The sequence below is a fragment of the Yoonia vestfoldensis DSM 16212 genome, assembly GCF_000382265.1.
GTDB lineage: Bacteria > Pseudomonadota > Alphaproteobacteria > Rhodobacterales > Rhodobacteraceae > Yoonia > Yoonia vestfoldensis.
Map to the genome: position 1 here is coordinate 26,248 of NZ_KB907982.1, position 25,810 is coordinate 52,057.

General features: G+C 62.2%; 23 protein-coding genes. 13 read left to right on the plus strand and 10 right to left on the minus strand.

Annotated features, from left to right (window positions below; all coding sequences use genetic code 11):
- Nucleotides 1-101: 101 nt before the first annotated feature.
- The gene (locus H147_RS0111305) at nt 102-914 is read right to left on the minus strand and encodes an ion transporter (RefSeq protein ID WP_019955482.1); all 813 of its coding nucleotides are present in this window, start codon (nt 912-914) and stop codon (nt 102-104) included.
- 129 nt (nt 915-1,043) lie between these two features.
- Here H147_RS0111305 and H147_RS0111310 point away from each other — a divergent pair, with 129 nt between their 5' ends.
- Entirely contained in the window at nt 1,044-1,700 is a 657-nt protein-coding gene (locus H147_RS0111310) for an androgen-induced gene 1 family protein (protein ID WP_019955483.1), read from the plus strand.
- Here H147_RS0111310 and H147_RS0111315 read toward each other — a convergent pair.
- Entirely contained in the window at nt 1,666-2,526 is an 861-nt protein-coding gene (locus tag H147_RS0111315) for an SDR family oxidoreductase (protein ID WP_019955484.1), read from the minus strand. The two genes, H147_RS0111310 and H147_RS0111315, sit on opposite strands and share 35 nt — an antisense overlap.
- Nucleotides 2,527-2,720: 194 nt before the next feature.
- Here H147_RS0111315 and H147_RS0111320 point away from each other — a divergent pair, with 194 nt between their 5' ends.
- The 5 genes from H147_RS0111320 to H147_RS0111340 all read left to right on the plus strand — a co-directional run bounded on the left by H147_RS0111320 (nt 2,721) and on the right by H147_RS0111340 (nt 8,962).
- A complete protein-coding gene (locus H147_RS0111320; RefSeq protein ID WP_019955485.1) occupies nt 2,721-3,686 on the plus strand; it encodes a TAXI family TRAP transporter solute-binding subunit in 966 nt (321 codons plus the stop codon).
- A 96-nt stretch (nt 3,687-3,782) separates the two neighbouring features.
- On the plus strand, nt 3,783-6,425 hold the full coding sequence (locus H147_RS0111325; protein WP_019955486.1) for a TRAP transporter permease: 2,643 nt from the start codon (nt 3,783-3,785) through the stop codon (nt 6,423-6,425).
- Between the two features lie 10 nt (nt 6,426-6,435).
- Nucleotides 6,436-6,861 carry a universal stress protein gene (locus H147_RS0111330; RefSeq protein WP_019955487.1) on the plus strand — a complete coding sequence of 142 codons (426 nt, stop codon included), beginning with the start codon at nt 6,436-6,438 and terminating at the stop codon, nt 6,859-6,861.
- Nucleotides 6,862-6,863: 2 nt separating this feature from the next.
- Nucleotides 6,864-8,192 (plus strand): aspartate aminotransferase family protein, encoded by a 1,329-nt coding sequence (locus H147_RS0111335; RefSeq protein ID WP_019955488.1) that lies wholly within the window; start codon nt 6,864-6,866, stop codon nt 8,190-8,192.
- Nucleotides 8,189-8,962: a beta-keto acid cleavage family enzyme gene (locus H147_RS0111340; RefSeq protein WP_019955489.1), complete on the plus strand. Its 774-nt coding sequence runs from the start codon at nt 8,189-8,191 to the stop codon at nt 8,960-8,962. Before H147_RS0111335 ends, H147_RS0111340 begins: the two co-directional genes overlap by 4 nt.
- Here H147_RS0111340 and H147_RS0111345 read toward each other — a convergent pair.
- A complete protein-coding gene (locus H147_RS0111345; protein ID WP_019955490.1) occupies nt 8,955-9,572 on the minus strand; it encodes a TetR/AcrR family transcriptional regulator in 618 nt (205 codons plus the stop codon). The two genes, H147_RS0111340 and H147_RS0111345, sit on opposite strands and share 8 nt — an antisense overlap.
- Nucleotides 9,573-9,698: 126 nt before the next feature.
- Here H147_RS0111345 and H147_RS0111350 point away from each other — a divergent pair, with 126 nt between their 5' ends.
- From H147_RS0111350 to H147_RS0111370, 5 genes are read left to right on the plus strand one after another with little or no spacing between them, the layout of a single operon-like run.
- Complete coding sequence (locus H147_RS0111350) at nt 9,699-10,754, plus strand: extracellular solute-binding protein (RefSeq protein WP_019955491.1); 1,056 nt, start codon at nt 9,699-9,701, stop codon at nt 10,752-10,754.
- The gene (locus tag H147_RS0111355; protein ID WP_019955492.1) at nt 10,754-11,605 is read left to right on the plus strand and encodes an ABC transporter permease; all 852 of its coding nucleotides are present in this window, start codon (nt 10,754-10,756) and stop codon (nt 11,603-11,605) included. The genes H147_RS0111350 and H147_RS0111355 overlap by 1 nt, the downstream gene beginning before the upstream one ends.
- Nucleotides 11,602-12,372, plus strand: a complete 771-nt coding sequence (locus tag H147_RS0111360) for an ABC transporter permease (RefSeq protein WP_019955493.1) — start codon at nt 11,602-11,604, stop codon at nt 12,370-12,372. Before H147_RS0111355 ends, H147_RS0111360 begins: the two co-directional genes overlap by 4 nt.
- Nucleotides 12,369-13,406 carry an ABC transporter ATP-binding protein gene (locus H147_RS0111365; RefSeq protein WP_019955494.1) on the plus strand — a complete coding sequence of 346 codons (1,038 nt, stop codon included), beginning with the start codon at nt 12,369-12,371 and terminating at the stop codon, nt 13,404-13,406. The genes H147_RS0111360 and H147_RS0111365 overlap by 4 nt, the downstream gene beginning before the upstream one ends.
- Nucleotides 13,407-13,408: 2 nt before the next feature.
- Nucleotides 13,409-14,137 (plus strand): MBL fold metallo-hydrolase, encoded by a 729-nt coding sequence (locus H147_RS0111370; protein WP_043699812.1) that lies wholly within the window; start codon nt 13,409-13,411, stop codon nt 14,135-14,137.
- Here H147_RS0111370 and H147_RS0111375 read toward each other — a convergent pair.
- The 7 genes from H147_RS0111375 to acs all read right to left on the minus strand — a co-directional run bounded on the left by H147_RS0111375 (nt 14,134) and on the right by acs (nt 22,833).
- Entirely contained in the window at nt 14,134-15,543 is a 1,410-nt protein-coding gene (locus H147_RS0111375; protein WP_019955496.1) for a 3'-5' exonuclease, read from the minus strand. The two genes, H147_RS0111370 and H147_RS0111375, sit on opposite strands and share 4 nt — an antisense overlap.
- Nucleotides 15,543-16,067, minus strand: a complete 525-nt coding sequence (locus H147_RS0111380) for a hypothetical protein (protein ID WP_019955497.1) — start codon at nt 16,065-16,067, stop codon at nt 15,543-15,545. The genes H147_RS0111375 and H147_RS0111380 overlap by 1 nt, the downstream gene beginning before the upstream one ends.
- Nucleotides 16,068-16,092: 25 nt before the next feature.
- Entirely contained in the window at nt 16,093-17,928 is a 1,836-nt protein-coding gene (locus H147_RS0111385; protein WP_026352445.1) for a DUF294 nucleotidyltransferase-like domain-containing protein, read from the minus strand.
- Between the two features lie 89 nt (nt 17,929-18,017).
- Complete coding sequence (locus H147_RS0111390) at nt 18,018-19,835, minus strand: sodium:solute symporter family protein (RefSeq protein ID WP_019955499.1); 1,818 nt, start codon at nt 19,833-19,835, stop codon at nt 18,018-18,020.
- A 22-nt stretch (nt 19,836-19,857) separates the two neighbouring features.
- The gene (locus H147_RS0111395; protein WP_019955500.1) at nt 19,858-20,118 is read right to left on the minus strand and encodes a DUF4212 domain-containing protein; all 261 of its coding nucleotides are present in this window, start codon (nt 20,116-20,118) and stop codon (nt 19,858-19,860) included.
- Between the two features lie 67 nt (nt 20,119-20,185).
- On the minus strand, nt 20,186-20,872 hold the full coding sequence (locus H147_RS0111400) for an adenylate kinase (RefSeq protein WP_019955501.1): 687 nt from the start codon (nt 20,870-20,872) through the stop codon (nt 20,186-20,188).
- On the minus strand, nt 20,869-22,833 hold the full coding sequence (acs, locus tag H147_RS0111405; protein WP_019955502.1) for an acetate--CoA ligase: 1,965 nt from the start codon (nt 22,831-22,833) through the stop codon (nt 20,869-20,871). Before acs ends, H147_RS0111400 begins: the two co-directional genes overlap by 4 nt.
- Nucleotides 22,834-23,136: 303 nt before the next feature.
- Here acs and araD point away from each other — a divergent pair, with 303 nt between their 5' ends.
- Nucleotides 23,137-24,894, plus strand: a complete 1,758-nt coding sequence (gene araD, locus H147_RS0111410; RefSeq protein WP_026352446.1) for an L-arabinonate dehydratase — start codon at nt 23,137-23,139, stop codon at nt 24,892-24,894.
- Nucleotides 24,894-25,802, plus strand: coding sequence for a Gfo/Idh/MocA family protein (locus H147_RS0111415; RefSeq protein WP_019955504.1), 909 nt, complete (start codon nt 24,894-24,896; stop codon nt 25,800-25,802). Before araD ends, H147_RS0111415 begins: the two co-directional genes overlap by 1 nt.
- Nucleotides 25,803-25,810 lie beyond the last annotated feature (8 nt).

The window sequence follows — 25,810 nt, forward strand, 5'->3', positions numbered from 1 at the left end:
TGTCGTCGCCCCGGTGTGCTCTCTCGTTTCGGCGGGGCCAGCTTAACGTACCGGCGGCCAGGGTCACCTGATTTCAGTCGCCGCCGTGACGGATAGGCCGGTCAGTCTTTTTGTTGTTCGGATTTAGCAGCACCTGCCGTACCACTCACCTCGTCCAGCCGTTTCTCAATCGCGGCGAGCTTGCTCAGCACTTCGTCGCGATAGGCATCTGTGGCGGCATTGCCTTCCTCGGCATGGGCGTCCTGCATGGAATTGACGATCAGACCGACCAGCAGGTTCACCACCGCAAAGGTCGTCATCATGATGAAGGGGATGAAAAAGGCCCAGGCGTAGGGGTACACCTCCATCACCGGACGGACGATGCCCATCGACCAGCTTTCCAGCGTCATGATCTGGAACAGCGAATAGCCCGACGCGCCCAGCGTGCCGAACCATTCGGGAAAGCTGTCGCCGAACAGTTTTGTCGCCATCACCGACCCGATGTAGAACACCAGCCCCATCAGCAGGAACACCGACCCCATGCCGGGCAGGGCGGTGACGAATCCTTCGACCACGCGGCGCAGCGACGGCACCACCGAAATGACGCGCAGCACCCGCAGGATCCGCAGCGCGCGCAGCACCGAAAGCCCGCCACTGCCGGGCAACAGCGATATGCCCACAATGACGAAGTCGAAGATGTTCCAGCCCCCTCGGAAGAACCGAGGTCCGTAGGCAAACAGCTTGGCCGCAAGTTCGGCAACAAAGATCGCAAGACAGATCCGGTCAAGCAGCAGGATCAACCCGCCGGCCCGCGCCATCGCGGTGTCCGAGGTTTCAAGGCCGAGGATGATCGCGTTGAAGATGATCACGCCAACGATGAACTGCGTCACGACCGGCCGGTCAAGAAAGGCGGATGTTCTGGTACGCAACGTCATCGGTCTATCCCTGATCAAATCTTGCCCGGATATGCGTGTTATGGCGTAAAACGGCAAGGGGCGCTGCGGGTCTCGGGGATTGCAGCGGTCCGAATTTATGACAAACGTGACGGCTGACACAGGACAAGCATGACCATGACCATCGTTTCCTTCTACCGCTGGGTCGTTTTCCTGCTGGCCGCGGGGTATTGCATCCGCACGCTGGTTTTCGGGGGCTATGATGCCTTTGGCGGGCCGTTCCGGTTTCTGACGATCTGGGCGCTGTTCATGTCGTTTTTCGCCGCGAGCCGGATGATGGCGCTGATGGAAGGACGCAGCGAAAGCCGCTGGGACGGTTTCGTGTGCATGACCGCCGTGATCAACACGATGGTGGTGATGCTGTACTGGCGGCTTTTCTTTGCTGATCCCACATCGGTGACGCCCGACGGGCAGTTGGCGGCCTGGCATCTCGAACTTTACCTGCATCTGGTCGGCCCGCTGTTGCAGGTCATCGACACGATCTTCATCCATCGCAGCTATCGGCGGTTGGGTCCGGCGCTTGCCTGGCTTGTCGGGGTGATCGTTGCTTATGTCGCATGGGCCGAATTGCTGGTCGGACCGATGAACGATACCCCTGTCGGCCGTGTCACGTCAGGCTTGCCTTACCCGTTCCTGAACAATCTGGAAGTGTCAGAACGAATGGTGTTTTACGCGACAAATCTGGCCACGGGGCTGGTGCTGCTGTTCGTCTATGCGGGTATCGCGCTGATCGTCAGGCGTCGTCTTCCTGCGCCAGTAGCGCCCTGAGGCCTGCGCGGTAGTCGGGATAGATCAGCCGCACGCCCAGTTCGTCCTTGATCCGGTCGTTGCGGACCTTCTTGCTTTCGGCGTAAAAGCTGCGCGCCATGGGCGTCATGTCGGCGGTCGCGAAATCCTCGGTCGGGGGCAGCGGCAGGCCCAGCAGTTCGGCAGCATAGCCGATCACATCCTCGGGCGGGGCGGGGTCGTCGTCGCAGACGTTGTAGATGCCGCCGGGGTTTGGCCGCGCGATCGACGCGGCCAGCACTTGGGCGATATCGGCAACATGGGTGCGGCTGAACACCTGCCCCGGCTTGATGATTCGTCGCGCGCTGCCGTCGCGCACCTTGGCGAAAGGGCCGCGCCCGGGCCCATAGATCCCCGCCAAGCGAAAGATATGCAGCGGCAGATCGGGGATCGCAGCCCAAGCCGCCTCGGCCTCGACCCGCGCGATGCCGCGTTTCGTGGCGGGTGTCAGGGGCGTGTTTTCATCGACCCAATCGCCCTGATGGTCGCCGTATACCCCGGTTGTGGACAGATAGCCGACCCATGCGAATTGACCCGCGCGGGCTGTGATTTCGTCCTGCAATGCGGCCAGCACCGGGTCGCCGTTGTCATCGGGCGCGGCCGAGATCAACAGATGGGTCGCGGTATCAAGCGCCGGACGCATATCCGCACCGGGCCAGATGCGCGGCTCGATCCCGGCGCGCAGCAAACGCGCGGCCTTGGCATCCGACCGTGTCGTACCGATGATCCGCCAGTTTTGTGCGAGCAACAGCCGAGCCAGCGCATCCGCGCTGAAGCCGTGTCCGAATGATAAAAGCGTCTTGGTCATAAGGCTTGGTGCCGCAGTGCGCGGCCTTGCGCAAGGCCCTCTGACGGCGGTCGCCGCTCCGTAAAGTTTAGTTAACGATTTGACAAAATCAGGATATCTGTTCCAATAAAGCCGACCCGGACGCTAAACAATACGCTGATGCCGGAACATTAGGCTGCCATGAGGCAGCTGTCAGACCAAAAAAGGAGAAGGTTATGAACAAGAACTGGATGGCCGCGGCCGCCGCCGCCGTTGTGATGACGGGTGGAGCGGTGCAGGCGCAGGATACTTTCATTTCCATCGGAACCGGCGGTGTGACGGGCGTCTATTATCCCGCCGGGGGCGCGATCTGCCGCCTTGTGAATCGTGACCGTGCCGACCACGGCATCCGCTGTGGTGTGGAATCGACAGGTGGGTCGATCTTCAACATCAACGCGATCCGCGAAGGCGCGCTGGAATTCGGCGTGGCGCAGTCCGACTGGCAGTTCCATGCGTTCAACGGTACCTCGCAATTCGAGGAAACCGGTGCCTTCGACGACCTGCGCGCCGTGTTCTCGTTGCATCCCGAACCGTTCACCGTGGTGGCCCGCGCCGACGCAGGCATCACCAATTTCGAGGACCTGCAAGGCAAGCGCGTGAACATCGGCAACCCCGGTTCCGGTCAGCGCGGCACGATGGATGTCGTGATGAACGCGCTGGGCTGGACCCTTGACGATTTCGCTGTGGCGTCCGAATTGCCGCCAGCAGAGCAGGCCGCAGCATTGTGCGACAACAACATCGACGCGATGATCTATACCGTGGGCCACCCATCCGGCGCCATTCAGGAGGCGACGACCGCCTGCGACACCGTGCTGGTCAACGTCACTGGCGAGGCGATTGACGCGCTGATCGCTGACAACCCCTATTACCGCGTTGCGACCATTCCCGGTGGGATGTACCGCGGGACCGATGCCGATGTGACCACCTTTGGTGTGGGGGCGACATTCGTCACCTCTGCAACCGTGCCTGATGATATCGTCTACGAGGTTACCGAGGCAGTCTTTGGAAGCCTGGATCAGTTCCGCGAACTGCACCCTGCATTGGCCGCGCTTCAAGCGTCCGAGATGGTCAATGACGGCAATTCCGCACCCCTGCACGAGGGCGCTGCGCGCTATTACCGCGAAGCTGGTCTGCTGGAGTAATCCGGTATTTTACCCGCCGGCCTGTGACGGTCGTCGGGTATCTTGCCTATGTGCCGATCTGGCGCTTTGACAAAGAAGAATGACAAGGGGTCCGGCATGAGCGACGAGAAACAGGCTTCGGATCGGCGCGGGTTCACTGACGAGGAATTGCAGGATCTCGTTGCCTCTACCGACAGTGGTGCGCGCAACCCCCGCAGCCGAGGCGTGGCGCTGCTGATCGCCGGATTGGCCCTGTTCTGGGCGCTGTTTCAGGTCTGGATCGCGGAACCGCAGTTCTGGTTCGGGCAATTGCCTTTCGTCAAGATTCTGGGGTCCGACCAGACCCGGCCCATGCACCTTGCGCTTGCTCTTTCGCTGGCGTTTCTGGCCTATCCGGCTGCCAAGACATCGCCGCGCGACCATATCCCACTTTATGACTGGGTGCTGGCGATCATCGGGGCCGGGGCCGCGCTTTACGTCTTCTGGTTCTCGCGAGAGCTTGCCACCACCGCACGGTCTGGTCTGCCGACAGATGCGCAGATCTGGATCGGTGCCGTCGGTATTCTTGTCCTGCTCGAGGCCAGTCGCCGGTCGCTTGGTCCCGCCTTGACCGTCGTCGCGACGATTTTCCTTGCCTACAGCTACTTCGGCCAGGGTTGGCTGATCCCCGACCTGATCGCCCACAACGGGCGCAGCTTTTCGTCCATCGTCAACACGCAATGGCTGTCGACCGAAGGCGTGTTCGGCATCCCGCTGGGTGTCTCTACCGCCTTCGTGTTCCTGTTCGTGCTGTTTGGATCGCTTTTGGACAAGGCAGGCGCGGGCAATTATTTCATCAAGATGGCTTTCGCGGGGTTGGGACACCTGCGCGGCGGTCCGGCCAAGGCGGCTGTCGTCGGCTCTGCCGCGACAGGCCTGATTTCCGGCTCGTCCATCGCCAATGTGGTCACCACCGGCACCTTCACGATTCCGCTGATGAAGCGGGTCGGCTTTTCCAGTGAAAAGGCCGGTGCGGTCGAGGTTGCATCCTCTGTCAACGGCCAGATCATGCCGCCTGTGATGGGCGCGGCTGCGTTCCTGATGGTCGAATTCATCGGGATTTCCTATCTGGAAGTCATCAAGCACGCCTTCATCCCCGCGATCATCAGCTATATTGCGCTGGTCTATATCGTGCATCTGGAGGCGTTGAAAAATGACATGCCCGCGCTGGGCGAAGGCGGCAGTCTGCTGGCCATGCTGCTCAAGGTTTTCGTCGGGTTCACGGTGGCGGGTGTCGTGTTTTACGGCGTCATCTGGGCGGTAGGCGTGTTGCGGAGCGTGGCGCCGGGTATCGCGCCATGGGTGATCTTCGCCTGTGTCGCGGCGCTCTATGTGGGGGCGCTTTACGTCGCGGCTCAACGACCAGAGCTTGAGGTCGACGATCCCAATGCCGAACAGGTCACGTTGCCGGTGATGGGACAGGTCGTGCCGACCGGATTGCATTTCCTGCTGCCGATCATTGTGCTGGTGTGGTTCCTGATGGTCGAACGGCAATCGCCAGCGAAATCGGCATTCTACGCCGTTCTTGTGATGCTCGCGATCCTGCTGACGCAAAAGCCGATCAAGGCGCTGATGCGCGGGCAAAGCGATCTTGGCGCGCAGTTCAGGGCTGGTTTCGATGACCTGATCGAAGGCATGATCGCAGGGTCACGCAACATGATCGGCATCGCTGTAGCCACGGGTGCCGCCGGTATCATCGTCGCGACCGTGACGCGCACGCCCATCGGCACCGAACTTGCCGGTCTGGTCGAGATGCTGTCAGGCGGCAACCTGTTCATCATGCTTCTGCTGGTGGGGGTGTTTTCGCTGGTGCTGGGCCTCGGCCTGCCGACGACGGCGAATTACATCGTCGTGTCGTCGCTGATGGCGGGGGTCGTCGTCAGCCTTGGGGCGGATCAGGGCCTGATCATCCCGCTGATCGCGGCGCATTTGTTCGTGTTCTATTTCGGGATCATGGCCGATGTCACGCCGCCCGTCGGTCTGGCAAGTTTCGCCGCCGCCGCCGTGTCGGGGGGTGACCCGATCAAGACCGGTTTCACTGCGTTTTTCTATAGTCTGCGCACAGTCGCCTTGCCGTTCCTGTTCGTCTATAACCCGACGCTCATCCTGTACGGGGTCGATCTGGGGACGGCGACGGGCATTCTGGTGGCCGTCCAGGTGTTCATTGTGGCGACGTTCGCCATGCTGCTGTTCGCTGCCGCGACCCAAGGCTATTTCCTTGCGCCTTCGCGGCTGTGGGAATCGGCGGCGTTGCTGGCCGTTGCCTTTACGCTCTTCGTGCCTAATTTCTGGCTCGACCGTGTCCAGCCCCGCTTTGCCGAACTGCCCGGCACCAGTTTCGAGACGGTGCTTGCCGAAACCGAACAGGGCGATTTCTTTCGCATCGTCCTGCAAGGGCCTGATTTCGCGACGGGTGATCTGCGGCAAACAACGCTGCGCTTTGACATCGGTGACACGCCGCCCGAACAGCGGCTGGGCGAGACCGGCTTTTTCCTGATGCCGATTGGCGAGCAGATGATGATGGAAGAACCGCTGCCGAACAGCCCCTATGCCGACACGTTGCGCAGTTTTGATTTCTATGGGCTGGATCAAGTGGAAATCCTGCGCGTGGAAACCCCGCGCGACCGGCTGCCGGCAGAGGTATTCTATCTCCCCGCGTTCCTGCTGCTCGGCCTCGTTATTCTGTTCCAGCGCCGCCGCCAGACCAAACCCGCATTCTGAGGATGATCCGATGACCAAATCCGTCCTGATGCCCATTGATCTGAACGACAAGGAAAGCTGGCCCGCCGCGCTCCGAGAGGCACTGTTGATGGTCGGCAATGACGGCGTTCTGCATGTCATCAGCGTGCTGCCTGACTTCGGGCTGGCGCAGGTCAGCGGTTATTTCAAGAAAGATTACGAAAAGCAGGCGATTGCCGCATTTGGCAAGGCACTGACGGACTGGATCAACAACAACATTCCCGACAGCGTCGATGTGCATCCGCATATCCTGCACGGTACGATCTATGATGAAATCCTGCGGGCGGCGAAAAAGCTGGCGGTCGATGTCATCGTCATGGGGTCGCACCGGCCTGCGTTCCGCGATTACCTGCTGGGCCCGAATGCCGCGCGCGTCGTCCGCCACGCCAATTGTTCGGTCTATGTCGTCAGGAGCTGACCTTGTCCCACCACGTTTTCGGTCGCGCCACCAAGGGCCAGCTTGCGCAGGCTGTCGCAGGTGACGGTTGCTATATCATCGACGCGGACGGCAAACGCTATCTCGACGGATCGGGGGGTGCGGCCGTGTCCTGCCTTGGGCATTCCGATGCGGATGTGCGCGCGGCGTTGCATGACCAGTTGGACAAGATCGCCTTTGCCCACACCGGATTTTTCACCACGGGGGTCGCCGAGGACCTTGCCGATCTGCTGATCGCCGATGCGCCTGAAGGGTTGGACCGCGTTTACCTCGTTTCCGGCGGGTCAGAGGCGGTGGAGGCGGCGATCAAGCTTGCCCGCCAGTATTTCATGGAAATCGGCCAGCCGCAGCGCCACCGTGTCATTGCGCGGCGGCAAAGCTATCACGGCAATACGCTGGGCGCGCTGGCGGCGGGTGGCAATGCATGGCGGCGCGCGCAATTCGCGCCTTTGCTGGCCGACACCAGCCATATCGCGCCCTGCTATGAATACCGCGACCGGATGGACGGGGAAACGCCAGAGGCTTACGGTTTGCGTGTCGCGGATGAGCTGGAGGCTGAAATCCAGCGTCTTGGCTCTGAAACGGTCATGGCCTTTGTCGCTGAACCTGTCGTGGGGGCGACGATGGGCGCTGTGCCTGCCGTGCCAGGGTATCTCAACCGTATCCGCGACATCTGCGACCGCCATGGCGTGCTGCTTATTCTGGACGAGGTGATGTGCGGCATGGGCAGGACCGGCCATCTATATGCCTGCGCCGAGGATGGCGTCGCCCCCGACATGATTACCGTGGCCAAGGGCTTGGGGGCCGGCTACCAGCCGATCGGCGCGCTGATCTGCACAGGGCGGATTTACGATGCCATTGCCGCTGGGTCGGGGTTTTTCCAGCATGGTCATACCTATATGGGCCACGCCATGGCCGCCGTTGGGGCCGGTGCCGTGCTGCGCGCGATCCGTGACCGCGGGTTGCTGCCACGTGTGCAACAGGCGGGCGAGACGCTGGATGCCGCCTTGCGCGCGCGGTTCGGCCAGCATCCGCATATCGGCGATATCCGCGGGCGCGGGCTGTTTCGCGGGCTGGAACTGGTGGCCGACCGTGAAACCAAGGCGGTGTTCGACCCCGCCCGCAAACTACACGCCAAGATCAAGGCGGCGGCGATGAAGGCGGGGCTGATCTGCTATCCGATGGGCGGCACGATCGACGGGCAGCGGGGCGATCACATCCTGCTCGCCCCGCCCTTCATCATCAGCGACGACCAGATCGGGGAATTGACCGACAAGCTGGGGCAGGCCATCGACAGCGCACTGGCCGCATGACGCGCCTGTTGCCTTTGCCGCAGATCATGGTCGCCCCCAACGGCGCGCGGCGTGGCAAGGCGGATCATCCCGCCTTGCCTGTCACGATTGCCGAAACCGTGGACACCGCGCGTGCCTGCCATGCGGCTGGTGCAGGCGCGCTGCACGCCCATGTGCGCGATGCGGCGGGCAGGCATGTGCTCGATGCAGGGCTCTATGCCGAACTGATCGCGGAAATGGCGCAGGCCGTGCCCGACATGCCCGTACAGATCACGACCGAGGCGGCGGGCAGTTTCACCCCCGCCGATCAGCGCGCCTTGCTGCGCCGGATCACACCCGAAGGCGTGTCGATTGCACTTGCCGAAATGCTGGCCGATGATGACCGCGCCGCCGCGCGGCGCTGCTATCACGATCTGGCGGCGGCAGGCGTGGCCGTGCAGCATATCCTCTATGACACCGCACAGGTGCAGCGGCTGGCGGATGAAATCGCGGCAGGCACCATCCCGCAGGATGACCTGTGCGTGCTGTATGTGCTGGGGCGCTATACGCCGGGGCAGGTCAGCGCGCCGGATGATCTGCTGCCGTTTCTGGCAGCGGCGCAGGATGCTGGTCTTGCGCCCGATTGGGGCATCTGCGCCTTTGGCCGGAACGAGACGGCCTGCCTGAAAGCCGCGCATGCCTTTGGTGGCAAGCTGCGGGTGGGATTTGAAAACAACCTGACGATGGCCGACGGGACGCAGGCCACAGGCAACGCGGCGCGTGTCGCGGATGTGGTGCACGCGATCAGCTGACCGCGATCAGTTGGGCGATGGGGCGGGTCTGTGCTGCGACCTGATCGCGCAGCGCCTTGAGCGTCATCGCATCATTGCGCACGAATTCCAGAAACATCTGGTTCAGATTGTTGAACAAAAGCGTGCCCATGGCCCGCGCATCCAGATCGGGGCGCACATCGCCACGGTCTTGCAGGGCGATCACCAGTTCGGTGACCTGCGCGGCAAGCCGTTGGTCCAGTTCGAAATAGCGCCGCCCGTTCGGCGTGCCCGGTGCCTCGATCGCAAGGGCCATCGCGGTGCGCCACATTTCCTTGGACAGATATTCCAGCGAATGATCGTAGTAGGAAAAGATCAGGGTCAGCAGCGCCGCCGACACCCCGTGCGGCGGATCGCGCAGGATCTGCTCGCCTGCGGTCAGCACCTCTTCGACTTCCATGGCGACAGTGGCGATCAGGATATCGCCCTTGGTCTGATAGTAGTTATAGACCGTGCCCACGGACACTTCGGCCATCTCGGCCAGATCTTCGATACGGACGGCGCGATAACCGTCTGCCCGAAACTTGGTCACCGCTGCCTGCAAAATGCGCCGTTCGCGATCGGCTTTCTGTTTTTCGCGCAATCCGGACATGGGGTTCCTGTCAGCCATTCGGTCAGGTCTAAAATTAATGTTGACTATAAAGATGAATGACTTCAACTTTTTTATCAAGACAAACGCGAAAAGCGGACCAACATCATCTCAACCGGGAGAATGCACATGAACCGACTGACTTCGACCCTGCTTGCCACGACCGTTCTGACCAGCGTCGCGGGCGCCGCTGCCGCACAGGACCAACTGAACGCGCTGGTCTGGTGCGACCACATGGACCCCGAACTGATCGCCCCGTTCGAGGCCGCGCATAACGTCACCGTCAACCTGCGCGAATACGAGGGGACGGGGGCGGCGCTTGCCCTTCTGGAACAATCCCGCCCCGGTGATTGGGATGTGCTGGTAATCGACGGGATCGACGTGTTCCGCGCGGTCGAAGCTGGCATCCTCGCCCCGCTGCCCGCCGATGAACTGCCCACCGCCGATTTCTTTCCCGAGGTTGTGATGGATGAAGTCAACACAATCGACGGTGTGACCTATGCCGTGACCGAGAAATTCGGCTACAACACGATTTCCTACAATTCGGCCAACGTCGATCCCGCGGATATGGAAACGCTGGCGACGGTCTGGTCGGAAAAATACGACGGGCGCATTTCGATCTATGATTACTACCTGCCCGTCATGGGCCTTGCTGCGCTGAGCGAAGGGATCGCCACCGCCGATATCAGCGCCGACAATCTGGATGCGCTGGGCGGTGTGATGACAACGATGCGGTCGCGCGCGGCAAGCGTCGCGGGTGTCGTCGCGGCCCAGACAGCATTGGCCACGGGCGAGGTGGATATCGTCGTGGGTGGCGGTGAATGGCTGACCGCCGTGCTGGCCGCCGAACAGCCGGAACTGACCTGGACGATTCCGTCCGAAGGCGCCGTGCGCTGGACCCAGTCGCTTGGCGTGGTCGAGGGCAGTGCGAACCCCGAACTGGCGCTGGAATTCGTCAAATATATCGTCAGCCCCGAAGGGCAGGCGCGGCTGGCGACCTCGTCCTGCTTCTGGGGCATGCCCGCGAACGCCGCCGCTGGTGATTTTCTGAGTGACGAGCAGAAAGCCGTGCTGCGCTGGGACGACCAGCCCGATTATCTGGCGCGCACCCAGCTTTATCCGGCCCCTGATGATGCGCTGGATGTCGCGATGCAGGATCTCTGGCTCGACACATTGGCGCAGTAATGATCGCCACGGGCCAGCGCGCAAAAGGCTGGGGCTTTGTCGCCCCGGCCCTGATCTGGACGCTGGCGTTCTTTATCGTGCCTTTCATCGTGATGGGCGCGATGAGTCTTGCCACCCTGGACGGCCGCAATCTGATCTGGGGGGTGTCATTCGACAATTACGCCAGTCTGGCGGAACGGCGTTTCCTGTGGCGCGCCATCGTCGTCTCGCTCGAAATTACCGTGACGGTGACGGTGGTCTCGGTCCTGCTGGCCTATCCTTTGGCGTGGATCATTGCCTTCAACGTGCCTGCGCGCTGGCAAAGGCTGGCGCTTTTGCTGGCAATCCTGCCATTCTGGACGTCCTATGTCGTGCGGTCCTATGCGTGGCTGCTGGTTCTGGCGCGCGAAGGCGTGGTGAACCAGACGCTGATGACTATCGGGTTGATCGCTGAACCGCTGACGCTGGCCAATACACGTTTCGCCACGGTGACGGGGTTCGTGCATTTCTTCGTCATGCTGCTGACGCTGACGATCTATGCCAATCTTGTGCAACTCTCGCCCAATTATCGCCGCGCCGCGCAGGATCTGGGGGCGAACGCATTCCAGACCTTCCGCCATGTGATCCTGCCGCTGACCTTGCCCGGGATCGTGACAGGGGCGTTTCTGACCTTTGTGCTGTGCATCGGCGATTACGTGACGCCGCAGATCTTGGGCGGCAATACCGAACTGACCGTGCCGCAGGTCATCATGGTGCAACTGGGGCGCCGTGCGGATTTCCCGCTGGCGGCGGCATTGGCGATTGTGCTGATGGGGATCGTGACGCTGGCCTATCTGGCAGCCGCGCGCTGGCTGAGGCTGGACCGGCTATGATGCGCGTCTTGCCCTGGGTCTATCTGGCTGCTGCCTTCGTGTTCATCTACCTGCCGGTCGGCACGCTGGTGCTGTTTTCGTTTCAGGACGGGCGCTTGCCTGTGCCGCCGTTCAACGGACCCAGTTTGCGCTGGTATGGCGACGTGCTGGGCGATGCCCGCCTGATGGCGGCGCTGGTCAATTCGGTGGGGGTGGCGTTCGTGTCCTCGACCATCGCAGTGACGCTTGGCTTTCTGGCGGCTTACGGCCTTGCGCGGCATCACCTGCCGGGGTCGGCGCTGGTGCGCGGGCTGCTGATCGCGCCGCTGACGGTCAGTTACCTGATCGTGGGGCTGGGCCTCTTGATCGTGCTGACGCAGACGGGGTTCGGGCTGTCGCTGGTCACGGCGGGGATCGGGCATGTCGTCATCAACCTGCCTCTGGCCTTTGCCATCATCTATGCCGCGATGGGGGCGCAACAACAGAACGCCGAACGCGCTGCGCGCGATCTGGGCGCGACCGAGGCGCGGGTGATCCTGCTGGTCACGGTGCCGATGCTGGCGCCTGCGATTGGTGCGGCTTTCTTTCTGTCGATGACCTTTAGCTGGGATGAATTCATCATCGCCTTCCTGCTGACCCGTTTTGATGTGACCCTGCCCGTGGAAATCTGGTCGCTGCTGCGGTCGGGCCTGTCGCCGCGGCTGAATGCGATTGGCAGCCTCGTGTTTTTGATCTCGGTCGCTTTCGTGCTGCTTTTGGAACTTTTGATCCTACGGAAACGCAAATGACCGCCCCAGTGATCCTGTCCGGCCTGAACCATTGGTTCGGCACCTACCACGCCTTGCGCGATATCGACCTTGCGATTGAGGCGGGCGAATATGTGGCGCTGCTGGGGCCGTCGGGCTGTGGCAAGACCACGCTCTTGTCGGTGCTGGGCGGGTTCATCGCGCCAAGCCAAGGGGTCGTGACCATCGGTGGCCGTGACATGACCCATGTCGCCCCCGCCAAGCGACCTACGACCACGATGTTTCAGGACTACGCCCTGTTCCCGCATATGTCCTTGCGCGACAATGTGGGCTTTGGCCTGCGTATGGCGGGCATGGGCAAAGCGGCGCGGCACAAAAAGGCCGAGGCGCAGCTGGCGCTGGTCGGGCTGGCCGATGCAGCGGGCAAGCGGCCGCATGAACTGTCTGGCGGGCAACGGCAGCGGGTGGCGCTGGCGCGGGCGCTGGCGGTGGAACCCGATGTGTTGTTGCTGGATGAACCGCTTGGCGCGCTGGACCTGAAACTGCGGCGCAGCATGCAGGATGAACTCAAAGCGATCCAGCGGCAGGTCGGCACGACCTTTGTCCATGTCACCCATGATCAGGAAGAAGCGATGGCCATCGCCGACCGGATCGTCGTGATGAACGCAGGCCGGATCGAGGATCAGGGACCGCCTGCCCGCATCTATCGCCAACCAACCAGCCTTTTTGCTGCCGATTTCATGGGCGAGATCAACCATATCCCCGCGCAGGTGACACCGGTGGGTGTTGAAACGCCCTTTGGCACCTTGCCCGCCAGCGGTCAGGCGCAAGGCCCTGCTGTTGTCTGCATCCGGCCAGAGGCGATTGGCACAGATGGCGCGCAGATTGCGCTGGGTGCGGCCCGCGTGCGCGATGCCGCGTTTTTCGGCACGCATGTGCGCGCGCATCTGATCCCCGATGCCGCCCCCGATCTGGTGCTGATCGCGCATCTGCCGCCCGGCCACGTCCCCGGCGTGGGTGACAGGCTCGATCTGTCGGCCAGCGCCGATACGATCAGCGTGTTTGCAAAGGAATGACCATGGACCGCGCCCGCCCCGAGGATTGGTACCGCGTGCAAAGCGTCAGCGACGGGATTTCCCTGATCGACGAACCCTTCATCCAGCCGTTCTACCGCTGCAATATGTGGCATGTGCGCGGGCGCGACCGTGACATGCTGGTCGATAGCGGGATGGGTGTCGTGTCCTTGCGGGACTGGGTGCCTTTGGTGACCGAACGCGCGCTGACGGCGGTGGCGAGCCATACGCATTTCGATCATATCGGCTGTCACCACGAATTTCCCGACCGCTGCGTGCACCGGCTGGAGGCTGAGCTGCTGGCCAACCCCACGCGGGCCGCGATCCTTGCGGACCCCTATGTCACCGATGACATATTCGACCGACTGCCGCCTGCGCCTTACCAATCCGCGACATATCAGGTGACATCCGCCCCCGCGACGCGGCTGTTGGAGGATGGCGATACGATCGATCTGGGCGACCGGCATTTCGCGGTGATCCACACCCCCGGCCATTCACCGGGCGGGATTGCCCTGTGGGAGGCGGCGACGGAGACATTGTTTTCCGGCGATATCGTCTATGACGGTCCCCTGATCGAAGACACCTATCACGCCGATGCGACGGATTATCATGCCTCGATGGTGCGGCTTTACGATCTGCCGGTGCGGGTCGTGCATGGCGGGCATTTCGGCAGCTATGACGGCACCCGCCACCGCGCGATCATCCGCGCGTGGCTGGATGCCAAGGACGGTTAGCCGTTCAGGTCCGGCAGCAGGCGCTTGTGCTTGCGGATTTCGGTTACGACCGCGCCAAAGGTCGAAAGGCCGCGCGCCTCGAGCATGGGGATCATGCGCAGGAATATGTCGCGCGTGGCGATGGCATCACCAATCGCGGTGTGCCTGTGTTCGTCGAGCAATTCGATCCCCAGCCGTGTGGCCAGTTCGTCCAGCGTATGGCCTTCGGTAATCCCGAACAGCACGGCGGACAGCAGCACTGTATCCAGCACGGGATGGTCGAATTTCACCCCGATTTTGGGCGCATAGCGGTGAAAGAACGACAGATCGAAAGGCGCGTTATGCGCGACCAGCACCGCATCGCGGGCAAAGCTGTGAAACCTGCGCCCCGCCTGCACCATGTCGGGCGCGTCTTTTACCATGGCGTCGGTGATCCGGTGGACGGCGGTGGAACTTGCGGGGATCGGGCGGCCCGGATTGACAAGGATGTCCAGCACCTCGCCGGGGGCCTGCTGGCCGTTGACCACGCGCAGGGCGCCGATCTGGACGACTTCGTCCTTGTTGGGTAGAAATCCGGTGGTTTCGGTGTCGAACACCACATAGGTCAGGTCGCGTAGCGGCACGTCCTCGATATCGCGGGTCTGGGTGCGGGTCGTCATTTCGAAATCAAAGACAACAGGGCGGGCGGGGCTGGCCTCGCGCGGGACAGGAAAGCTGAGCATGTAGCCTTGCCCCTCGCCCAGATCATGCAGACTGACATCCAACAACCGCGCGCCGTCGGCGGTGGCGATCTGCTGGTCCAGCGTCGCGCGTCCGCTGTCGGCAAGGTTCGCAAGTCCGGCACGCAGATAGGTTTCGTCGAAATAGTCGAACACTTTCTGCCCCAGCCCCAGATGGTGCTGATCGTCCAGCATCAGCGCGGCATGGCCGTCATAAAGCGCGATACGGTGGTCGGGGCTGACCATCAGCACGGCGGCGGGGATCGCCGACAGGATGCGCGTCAGATGTTCCCGTTCGGCGGACAGCCTGCTTGTCGAGCGGGCGAGGTGGTCATCCGCCTCGGTCCGCGCCGAGGCCAGCCGCGACGTCAGCGCCGCCGCCGCCTGCGCCAGATCGCCAAGGTGGCGCGCCATATCGGCATCGATGCCGCGGCGCATGTCGGTTGCGGCATGGGCCCGCATCGCGGCGGCGAGCCGTTCCATCGGGCGCGCCACCATGTCATCGACAATGAACCACGCCAGCGCGCAGATCCCAAGGATCGTGAACCCCGCCATCAGGCCCGCGCTGATCAGCACCGACCGGGGGTCGGCATGGTCAAGCCGTGCTTCGGCCATCATCAGCGCGCCGGCCACAGCCCCGATGCAGGCAACCGCCAGCAGAGCGAACAGGGCAAGCGTGCGCTGACGAGGGCGAAGCCTGTTCACCATCAGGCGGACCCTTCGCAGACAGCGGCGGTCGCAGGATCGTCAAGTCCGGTCTGGTCCCAGCGGGAAACGCTGATCGTGCCGTCGTCGTTGAATATGGCGTTATCCTCCAGCAGTGCGGTGCGCCCCTGGGCGCAGTCGAACAAGGCCGTCCGGAACTGCACCGGCTGCCAGCGGGCGAAAAAGATCACGTTGCTCAGGCGCAGGTCCGGGACATTGGGGTTGCGCTGCACGCCCGCGACATTCACGGCGGCAAAGCGGTTCACATAGGGCACAAGATAGGTCCATGGGCTGAACGGCGCGGAATAATCCACGGTCGAAATCACCTCGTAGCCTTCGGGCAACAGCGTCAACGTGCGCGGATACCAGCGGTATTCGCTGGTCAGGCTCATCGCGATCATGCCAATGCCGGCGAAGGCTGGCACGATCCAGCGCGGCAGGCGCCGGCCGGTCAGGCGGTTCAGGATCAGCGCGATACCGGCGGCTGCAAAGCCCGCGGCGACGATACTGATGATGTCGACATACATTCTGAAGTCCTTTGGTTTTATCGGATCATCCGATGACGCCGCGCCCTTGGGTCACGGCGGATTGCATGGTGCGCACGACGACAAAAGCGTCGCGCAGATGGCTGCGTTCGAATTCGGACAGCACGTTGGGCGACATGAAATTATCCGGTTTGGCACCGGCGCGGATCAGCGTCGCCTGATGGTCCAGCCGTGTCTGCGCGATCAGGTCATAAGCATCCAGCAGATCACGCCCACCCGCCTGACTGATCTGGCCTGCGCCATGCGCGCTTTCGATGCGCGCGCGGGTGTTGGCGCCGTCCAACTGGCCACGCAACGCATAGATCCGCCCCAGATCGACGACAGGGATCACCCCGTTCATCTTCATGTCGATATGGTTCTTGTATTCGCCGCTGCGGACGGTCGCAAACCCGCGCAGCAACCCCAGCGGCGGTGTGTGTTTTAACGAATTCGACACCATATGCGCCACGAAGATCGAATTGCGTGCGGCGGATTCAAGCGTCTCGCGGTGCAGATCCTCGAACAGGGACCGCGTCCCACCGATCGGACGCAGGTCGAACATGACCGACGCCAGCATCTGCGCCTCGGTGCTTGGCTGGTCGATCCAGCGCCGGAAATAGCTGCGCCAGACGCTGACGGGCTGGCACCAGCGCGGATTGGTCGCCATCATGTCGCCGGGGCAATAGAAATATCCGGCCGTGTCCAACCCATCGCTGACGAATTTCGCAAGCTCTGCGAAATAGGACATGTCGTCATCGGTCACGCTATCGTCCAGCATCAGGCAATTGTCCTGATCCGAAATGCCGGTCTGTTCCTGCCGCCCCTGCGACCCGCAGGCGAGCCAGAGATAGGGCACGGGTGGCGGCCCCAGCGTTTCCTCTGCCAGTGTCAGCAGACGGCGGGTGATCGCATCGGCGATATCGGTGATCAGGCGGGTGACGGTTTCGTGCCGGTTGCCCGCACCGACCAGTTGCACCAGCAGTTGCGGGATGCGCGCGGTGACGGCGGCCATTTCCGCAGGGGTGGTTGCCCGCACCACGTCGCGCACCAGCGAGGCAGAGTTCGTCGCCTGGAACCGCGTCAGGTTGGTCTGCGTGACGATCCCCACCAGCTTGCCCTGATCGACGACAGGCACATGGCCGAACCGCCGTTCCATCATCATGTGCAGCACGTCCGACCCGATGGCCGAGGGTGGCAATGTGTCGGGATCAGCGGTCATGATCCGGCTGACGGGCAGGCCGGTGTCCAGCCCTTCGGCGACGACGCGGTTGTTGATGTCGTGCAGTGTCACGATCCCGGCAAGCTGATCGTCCTGCATGACGGGCAGACAGGAAATCCGGTGCTGGCGCATCAGCTTTGCGGCTTCGGTAATCGTATCGGCGGCGGTGCAGGTGACGGGATTGCTGGCCATCAGCTGATCGACACGTGTTTCGGTCAGTGTGGCGGGGCGGGTCGCATCCACGGCATCACGGGTCCGGCCACGGGTAAAGAAACGGTGCGCGCCTGCGTCGGCGGCGATCAATTGGTGAAATGCGGCTGTCGGCAGCAACAGCAATTCGCCGTCGCTGAGTGCGCGAGCATTGGTGCCGGTCTTGCCGTCGCGCATCAATCCGCGCTCGCCGAAAGAATTGCGGCTGCTCAGTTGCGAGACGATCTCGCCGGTCTCGGTGGTGATTTCGACCTCGCCGTCGAGAATGACGTAAAGCCCGTCGCACGGTGTCCCGAACGGGTAGATCGCATCGCCTGCGGCCATCGGCACGCGGACGAATTGCGTCAGTACGCGCTGGAAATCGGCATCCGGCAGGCTGTCATAAGGGTGGATCGACAAAAGAAAGCGACGCAGATCAAGCATGGATCGGGGCATCTTGTGCATCCTGGTCCGGGCAATAGAGGCTTGCCGGAGCTCTGAAAAAAGAAAGCGGGCAGTCCTTGCGAACTGCCCGCCCTGTGCTCTTAGTGAGCGGTTGCAGCGCCCGCGCCTTTGGGCACGCGGATCGATTCAACGAGGTCCTGGATCTCGCGTGGTGGTGCCTTTGTCAGGCCCGAAACGAGATAGGCAGACCCGAAGTTCAGGATCGCGCCAATGGTCCCGAAGGACAATGGAGAGATACCGAACAGCCAGTTAGCAGGAATGTTCTCGTACGTCGCTGTGCCAGGGATGAAGAACCAGCCCAGGTACAGGAAGATGTAGACCGACGTCGAGATCAGACCCACCAGCATGCCGACGATTGCGCCTTCCTTGTTCACACGCTTGGAGAAGATCCCCATCATGAGCACAGGGAAGATCGTCGCCGCAGCCAGACCGAAGGCCAGCGCCACCACCTGAGCCGCAAAGCCCGGAGGGTTCAGACCCAGCCATGTCGCCAGCACGATCGCGAAGCCCATTGAAATCCGCGCAGCCAGAAGCTCGCCTTTTTCGGTGATGTTCGGGTTGATCGAGCCTTTGATCAGGTCATGCGAGATTGCAGACGAGATCGCCAGCAATAGACCTGCTGCCGTTGACAAAGCCGCTGCCAGACCGCCTGCAGCTACCAGTGCGATCACCCAGCCCGGAAGCGCTGCGATCTCTGGGTTTGCCAGAACCATCATGTCGTTGTCGATGCGTGTCAGTTCGTTGCCGGCCCAGCCACGTTCGGCTGCGATGGCCTGCATGTTTGCACTGCCTTCACTGTAGTACTGGATCATGCCATCGCCGTTTTTGTCTTCGAAGGCGAGCAGTCCGGTGTTTACCCAGGTGTTGATCCAAGACAGTTCCGGATTGGTGTTGATCTGCTCTAGCGAGATCGCGTCGCCATCCAGCGCATTGCCTTCCACGGCGTTGGGCCAGAATGTTGTCGTCAGGTTCAAACGCGCCATCGACCCCACGGCAGGTGCCACGGTGTAGAGCAATGCGATGAAAACCAGCGCCCAACCAGCCGACCAACGTGCGTCGGCAACCTTTGGCACGGTGAAGAAGCGGATGATGACGTGTGGCAGACCGGCGGTGCCGATCATCAGCGACATCGTGAACAACACCATGTTCAGCGTCGATGTCGTATACGACGTGTATTGCGTGAACCCGAGTTCCGTCACGACCTGATCAAGTTTGGCCAGGAAGGCGACGTCACCCCCTGTTGGTGCATAGCTGCCCAGCAGGCCCAGTTGCGGGAACACGTTTCCGGTGATCTGCAACGAGATGAAGATCGCGGGAATGGTGTAGGCCACGATCAGCACGCAGTATTGCGCGACCTGCGTGTAGGTGATGCCCTTCATCCCGCCGAACACCGCATAGGCGAAAACGATCGCCGCACCGATGTAAAGGCCGGTATCCGTCGACACTTCGAGGAAACGCGCAAAGGTCACGCCCACACCGCGCATCTGGCCGATCACGTAAGTCACCGAAATGACGATCAGACAGACCACGGCGACAAGCCGTGCGCCTTTGGAATAGAACCGGTCACCGACGAATTCCGGCACTGTGAACTTGCCGAATTTGCGCAGGTAAGGTGCCAGCAGCAGCGCCAGAAGCACATAACCGCCGGTCCAGCCCATCAGGAAGGACGATTGCGTATAGCCGCCCGCGGGTGCGAGCGCGATGATCCCCGCCATCGAAATGAACGACGCCGCCGACATCCAGTCTGCCGCCGTCGCCATGCCGTTCATGACGGGGGGAACACCCTGTCCGGCTGCATAGAATTCTGCCGTCGTGCCCGCGCGGGCCCAGACTGCGATGCCGATGTAAAGCGCAAAGGACGCGCCCACCACCAGCAGGTTGAGTGTATACTGATCCATTGGTTTCCCTGTCCCTTTTTGCTTATTCCTCGACGCCGAATTCAGCGTCGAGCTTGTTCATGCGCCAGGCGTAGAAAAAGATCAGCCCCAGGAACACCAGGATCGAGCCTTGCTGCGCGAACCAGAATCCCAGATCGGCGCCGCCGACCGAGATACCCATCAGCAACGGGCGCAAGATGATGCCGAAGCCAAAAGATACGGTTGCCCAGATGACAAGGCTTATCAGAATGATCCGCACGTTTGCGGCCCAGTAGGCGTTGTTGTTTTGTGGTTCCTCTGCCATTTAGGCATCCTCCCTTGTTACACTTAGTCGAAGCCGCGGAATGGACCGCGCCTTCTTTCCCTCCCTGTTACGCGACAGCCTTTTTGACGATCGCGCCCAGCTCTTCGGCGACCTGCCCGATCTCGCCCATGGCGTTGATCCGTTGCAGCGTGCCTTGTTTCTCGTAATAGGTGATCAGCGGCGCGGTTTGCGCGTGATAGGCCATCAGCCGTTGGCCGACGGTTGCCGCATTGTCATCGGCGCGGCGTTGCATGTTGGTGCTGCCGCATTTGTCGCAAGTGCCCGCGACGGCGGGCATCTTGTAGCTGTCGTGATAGCCTTCGCAGCAGTCGCCGCAGGCATAGCGCCCGGCGACGCGCACCACCATTTCGGCGTCGTCCACGTCAAGCGAAATGGCCGCGTTGATCCGCTGCCCGCTTTGCGCCAGCAGCTCGTCGAGCGCTTGCGCCTGCACGGTCGTGCGCGGAAACCCGTCAAGGATCACGCCCTGCTGCGTATCCGCCGCCGCCAGCCTGTCTTTGAGGATCGCGAGCACGATGTCGTCGCTGACCAGACCGCCTGCCGCCATCACTGACTTCGCGGCAAGCCCGGCCTCGGTCCCGGCGGCGACGGCCGCGCGCAGCAAATCGCCGGTGGACAGTTGCACCAAACCGAAACGGTCCTGCAACATGCGCGCCTGCGTGCCCTTGCCCGCACCCGGAGGCCCCAGAAGGATCAGCACGGCAGGGCGTGTCATGGTGTCGGCGCCGCTCATGACTTGTTCATCCGGTGTTCGATCAGGTGATCGACCACGGAAGGATCGGCGAGGGTGGAAATATCGCCCAGCGTCGTATGATCGTTTTCGGCGATCTTGCGCAGGATGCGGCGCATGATCTTGCCGGACCGTGTTTTCGGCAGACCCGGCGCCCATTGGATCAGGTCAGGGCTGGCGATCGGGCCGATTTCGGCGCGGACCCATTTCACCAGATCCTTGCGCAGATCCTCGGACGGTTCGATTCCGTTCATCAACGTGACATAGGCATAGATGCCTTGCCCCTTGATCGCGTGGGGATACCCGACGACAGCAGCCTCGGCCACGTCGACATGGGCGACCAGCGCGCTTTCGACCTCGGCCGTGCCCATGCGGTGGCCGGACACGTTGATCACGTCGTCCACGCGGCCGGTGATCCAGTAATACCCGTCTTCATCGCGGCGGCACCCGTCGCCGGTGAAATAATAGTTCTTGTAGTCGGAGAAATAGGTTTTCTCGAACCGTTCATGGTCGCCATAAACCGTGCGCATCTGGCCGGGCCAGCTGTCCTTGATGCACAGCACGCCTTCGGCGGCGGTCGTCGTGATCTCTTCGCCGGTCTGCGGATCAAGGATCACGGGCTGCACGCCAAAGAAGGGCAGCGTCGCCGATCCGGGCTTGGTCGGGATCGCGCCGGGCAGCGGTGTCAGCAGATGGCCGCCGGTTTCGGTCTGCCACCAGGTGTCGACGATAGGGCATTTGCCCTTGCCGATGACGTCATTGTACCAGTTCCACGCCTCGGGGTTGATCGGCTCGCCCACGGTGCCCAGCACCTTGATGCTCGACAGGTCGTATTTTTCCACGGGGGCGTTGCCATGCGCCATCAGCGCGCGCAGGGCTGTCGGGGCAGTGTAGAACTGGTTGACCTTGTGCTTTTGGCACACGGCCCAGAACCGGCCCGCATCGGGGTAGGTCGGCACACCTTCGAACATGATGGTCGTGGCACCATTTGCGAGCGGACCATAGACGATATAGCTGTGGCCCGTCACCCAGCCGACATCGGCGGTACACCAGAAGATGTCACCGTCGTGGTAATCGAAGGTGTATTGATGCGTCATCGCGGCATAGGCCAGATAGCCGCCCGAAGTATGCACGACACCCTTGGGCTGGCCGGTGGACCCTGACGTATAAAGAATGAACAGGGGGTCTTCGGCGCCCATCTCGACCGGGGCGCAGTAATCGTCAGCCTCCATCGCCATTTCATTGTAGTCGAAGTCGCGCCCGTCCACCCAGGTGGTCTGCCCGCCGGTGCGGCGCACCACCAGACATTTCACGCTGTCCTTGCAATGCAGCAGGGCCGCGTCGGTGTTGGATTTCAGCGGCGTGGACCGCCCGCCGCGCGGCGCATGATCGGCGGTGATCACGACTTTGGCGTCGCAGCCGTTGATCCGCGCGCCCAAAGCATCGGGCGAAAAGCCCGCAAAAACGATCGAATGCACGGCACCGATCCGCGCGCAGGCCAGCATGGCATAGGCGGCCTCGGGGATCATCGGCAGATAGATCACGACCCGGTCGCCTGTGCGCACGCCAAGCGTTTCCAGAATATTGGCCATGCGGCACGTGCGGCGGTGCAGTTCCTTGTAGGTGATGTGCTGGGCGGGGTCTTTCGGATCATCGGGTTCCCAGATGATCGCGGTCTGGTCGCCACGGGTTTCCAGATGCCGGTCGATGCAATTGGCGCTGACGTTCAGGGTGCCGTCCTCGAACCATTTGATGTCGATGTTGCCGGGCGCAAAGCTGGCGTTTTTCACCTTCGTGAACGGCTTGATCCAGTCGATTCTGTTGCCGTGCTCGGCCCAGAAACTTTCAGGGTCGCGGATCGATGCATCATACATCGCCTGATATTGGTCTGCCGTGACATGCGCCTTGGCGGCAAAGGCCGCAGAAGGCGCAAACCGACCGTCGGCGTGAGCTGTGCTTGACATGGATCCTCCGTTCGTCATCCCGGCTTTTCAGCCGATGGCGCACGTCACATGCGTGAACGCACAGCCATCTCCTCCGCGGGCAGGTTACCAGATTGCCAGAAGTTTCAAATAAGATAAGGAATTTGAACTCTTCTGATGTCAACGAATTAACAAATTTCGTGAATTTTTGTAAAGATACACCGGATGCCAGTAAATCAGCGCGGATCGGGGCCGTGACCGTGTCAGCTGTCTCGTCGGTCTGCCGCTTGGATTTCCCCGTCGCCCGCGATAATGATAGCGCGAACATTCCAAAAGGATCGCATCATGACTTTCACACCCGCCCCATGGCCACGCAAACTGCGGTCGCAGGAATGGTTCGGAGGGTCGTCGAAAGACGCGATCTATCACCGCTCGTGGATGAAGAACCAGGGCCTGCCCGCCGACCTGCTGGATGGCCGCCCCGTGATCGGCATCTGCAACACCTGGTCCGAACTGACCCCCTGCAACGCGCATCTGCGCGATCTGGCCGAGCGTGTGAAATTCGGCGTCTACGAAGCGGGCGGTTTTCCGGTGGAATTTCCGGTCTTCAGCCCGTCCGAAAGCACCCTGCGCCCCACCGCGATGATGTATCGCAACCTTTGCGCCATGGATGTGGAAGAGGCGCTGCGCGGCAAATGCATCGACGGCGTCGTGCTGCTGGCGGGCTGCGATAAAACCACGCCCGCGCTGCTGATGGGCGCTGCCTCTGTCGACCTGCCAGCCATCGTGGTGTCGGGCGGGCCGATGCTGAACGGCCATTTCCGGGGTGAGATCATCGGCTCAGGCACCCATCTGTGGAAATTCTCCGAAGCGGTGCGCGCAGGCGAAATGACAGCCGAAGAATTCGTCGAGGCCGAGGCGTCGATGTCCCGCTCGCCGGGGTCCTGCAACACGATGGGTACGGCCAGCACGATGGCCTCTATGGCCGAGGCGCTGGGCATGGCGCTGTCCGGCAACGCCGCGATCCCTGCCGTCGACAGCCGCCGCCGCGTGATGGCGCATCTGACCGGGCGGCGCATCGTGCAGATGGTCAAGGATGACCTGAAACCGTCCGACATCATGACAAAGGCCGCGTTCGAGAACGCGATCCGCACCAATGCCGCGATCGGCGGGTCCACCAATGCGGTGATCCACCTGCTGGCGATGGCAGGGCGCACCAAGGACGTGTCGCTGACGCTGGATGACTGGGACCGCTGCGGGCGCGATGTGCCGACGATTCTGAACCTGATGCCATCGGGCAAATACCTGATGGAAGAATTCTTCTACGCTGGCGGGCTGCCCGTCGTCATCAAACGACTGGGCGAGGCGGGATTGCTGCACAAGGATGCGCTGACCGTCTCGGGCGGGACGATCTGGGACGAGGTCAAGGATGTGCGCAACTGGAACGAGGATGTGATCCTGCCGGTCGAAAAGGCCCTGACGGCCTCGGGCGGCATCGCCGTGCTGCGCGGCAATCTGGCCCCCGGTGGCGCGGTGCTCAAACCATCTGCCGCGACGACCGCCCTCATGCAGCATCGCGGCCGTGCCGTGGTGTTCGAGGATATCGACGACTATAAGGCGCGCATCAACGACGAGGATCTCGATATCGACGAAACCTGCGTCATGGTTCTGAAAAACTGCGGCCCGCGCGGCTATCCCGGCATGGCCGAGGTCGGCAATATGGGCCTGCCACCCATGATCCTGAAAAAAGGCATCACCGATATGGTGCGCATCTCGGATGCCCGCATGTCCGGCACCGCCTTTGGCACCGTGGTGCTGCACACCTCGCCCGAGGCGGCGATGGGCGGCCCACTGGCTGTCGTGCAGAACGGCGATATGATCGAGCTTGATGTCGCCGGTCGCCGCCTGCATCTGGATATCACCGATGCCGAATTGCAGGCGCGTCTGGCGGCGTGGTCGGCGGAAAAATCGGGCGCCAACCCGCGTCCGGCCAGCGGTTACGCGATGCTTTACCATGACCGCGTGATGGGGGCTGACACGGGGGCCGATTTTGATTTCCTCGTCGGCCATCGCGGCAATGCCGTCGGCAAGGAAGCGCATTGATGCGCGCCATCTGCCTTGTGGGCATCGGCAAGATTGCCGTTGACCAGCACGTGCCCGCCATCGCCGCCAGCCCCGACTGGACCCTTGCCGCGACGGTCAGCCGCGCGGGGTCGGTGGATGGCGTGCCTGCCTATACGGATTTCGCGCAGATGCTGGCGAAACGGCCTGACATCGACACAGTCTCGCTCTGCCTGCCGCCGGTCCCGCGCTATGATTACGCCGCCGCTGCTATCGCCGCAGGTCGCCATGTGATGCTGGAAAAACCCCCCGGCGCGACCTTGGCCGAGGTGCAGGCGCTGGCCGCCATGGCGCAGGATGCGGGTGTGACGCTTTACACCACATGGCACAGCCGTATGGCCAAAGGTGTCGCCCCCGCCAAGGCCTGGCTTGCGGACAAGACCATCACCGCCGCCCATATCACCTGGAAAGAAGACGTGCGCCGCTGGCATCCGGGGCAGGATTGGGTCTTTGCACCGGGTGGCATGGGCGTGTTCGATCCGGGCAGCAATGCGCTGTCGATCATGACGGAAATCCTGCCGCGCCCCGTGCATCTGCGTCATGCCGATCTGTATTTCCCCGCCAACCGCGACACGCCGATTGCGGCCGAACTGACATGGACAGGCAATGTCACCGGCAGTTTCGACTGGCGGCAAACCGGCCCGCAAAGCTGGGACATCACGGTGGACACCACGGATGGCACGCTGGCGTTGCACGACGGCGGCGCGCGGCTCGTGATTGATGGGAAGGATATCGAATCCGGCCCCGACCGCGAATACCCCGCCCTCTATGACCGGATGGCGGAGCTGGTGAAAACAGCAGCATCCGAGGTCGACATCACCCCGATGATCCATGTCGCGGATGCGCTGACCTTGGGCAAAAGACACGTGGTCGAACCTTTCGATTTCTAAGCAAACCA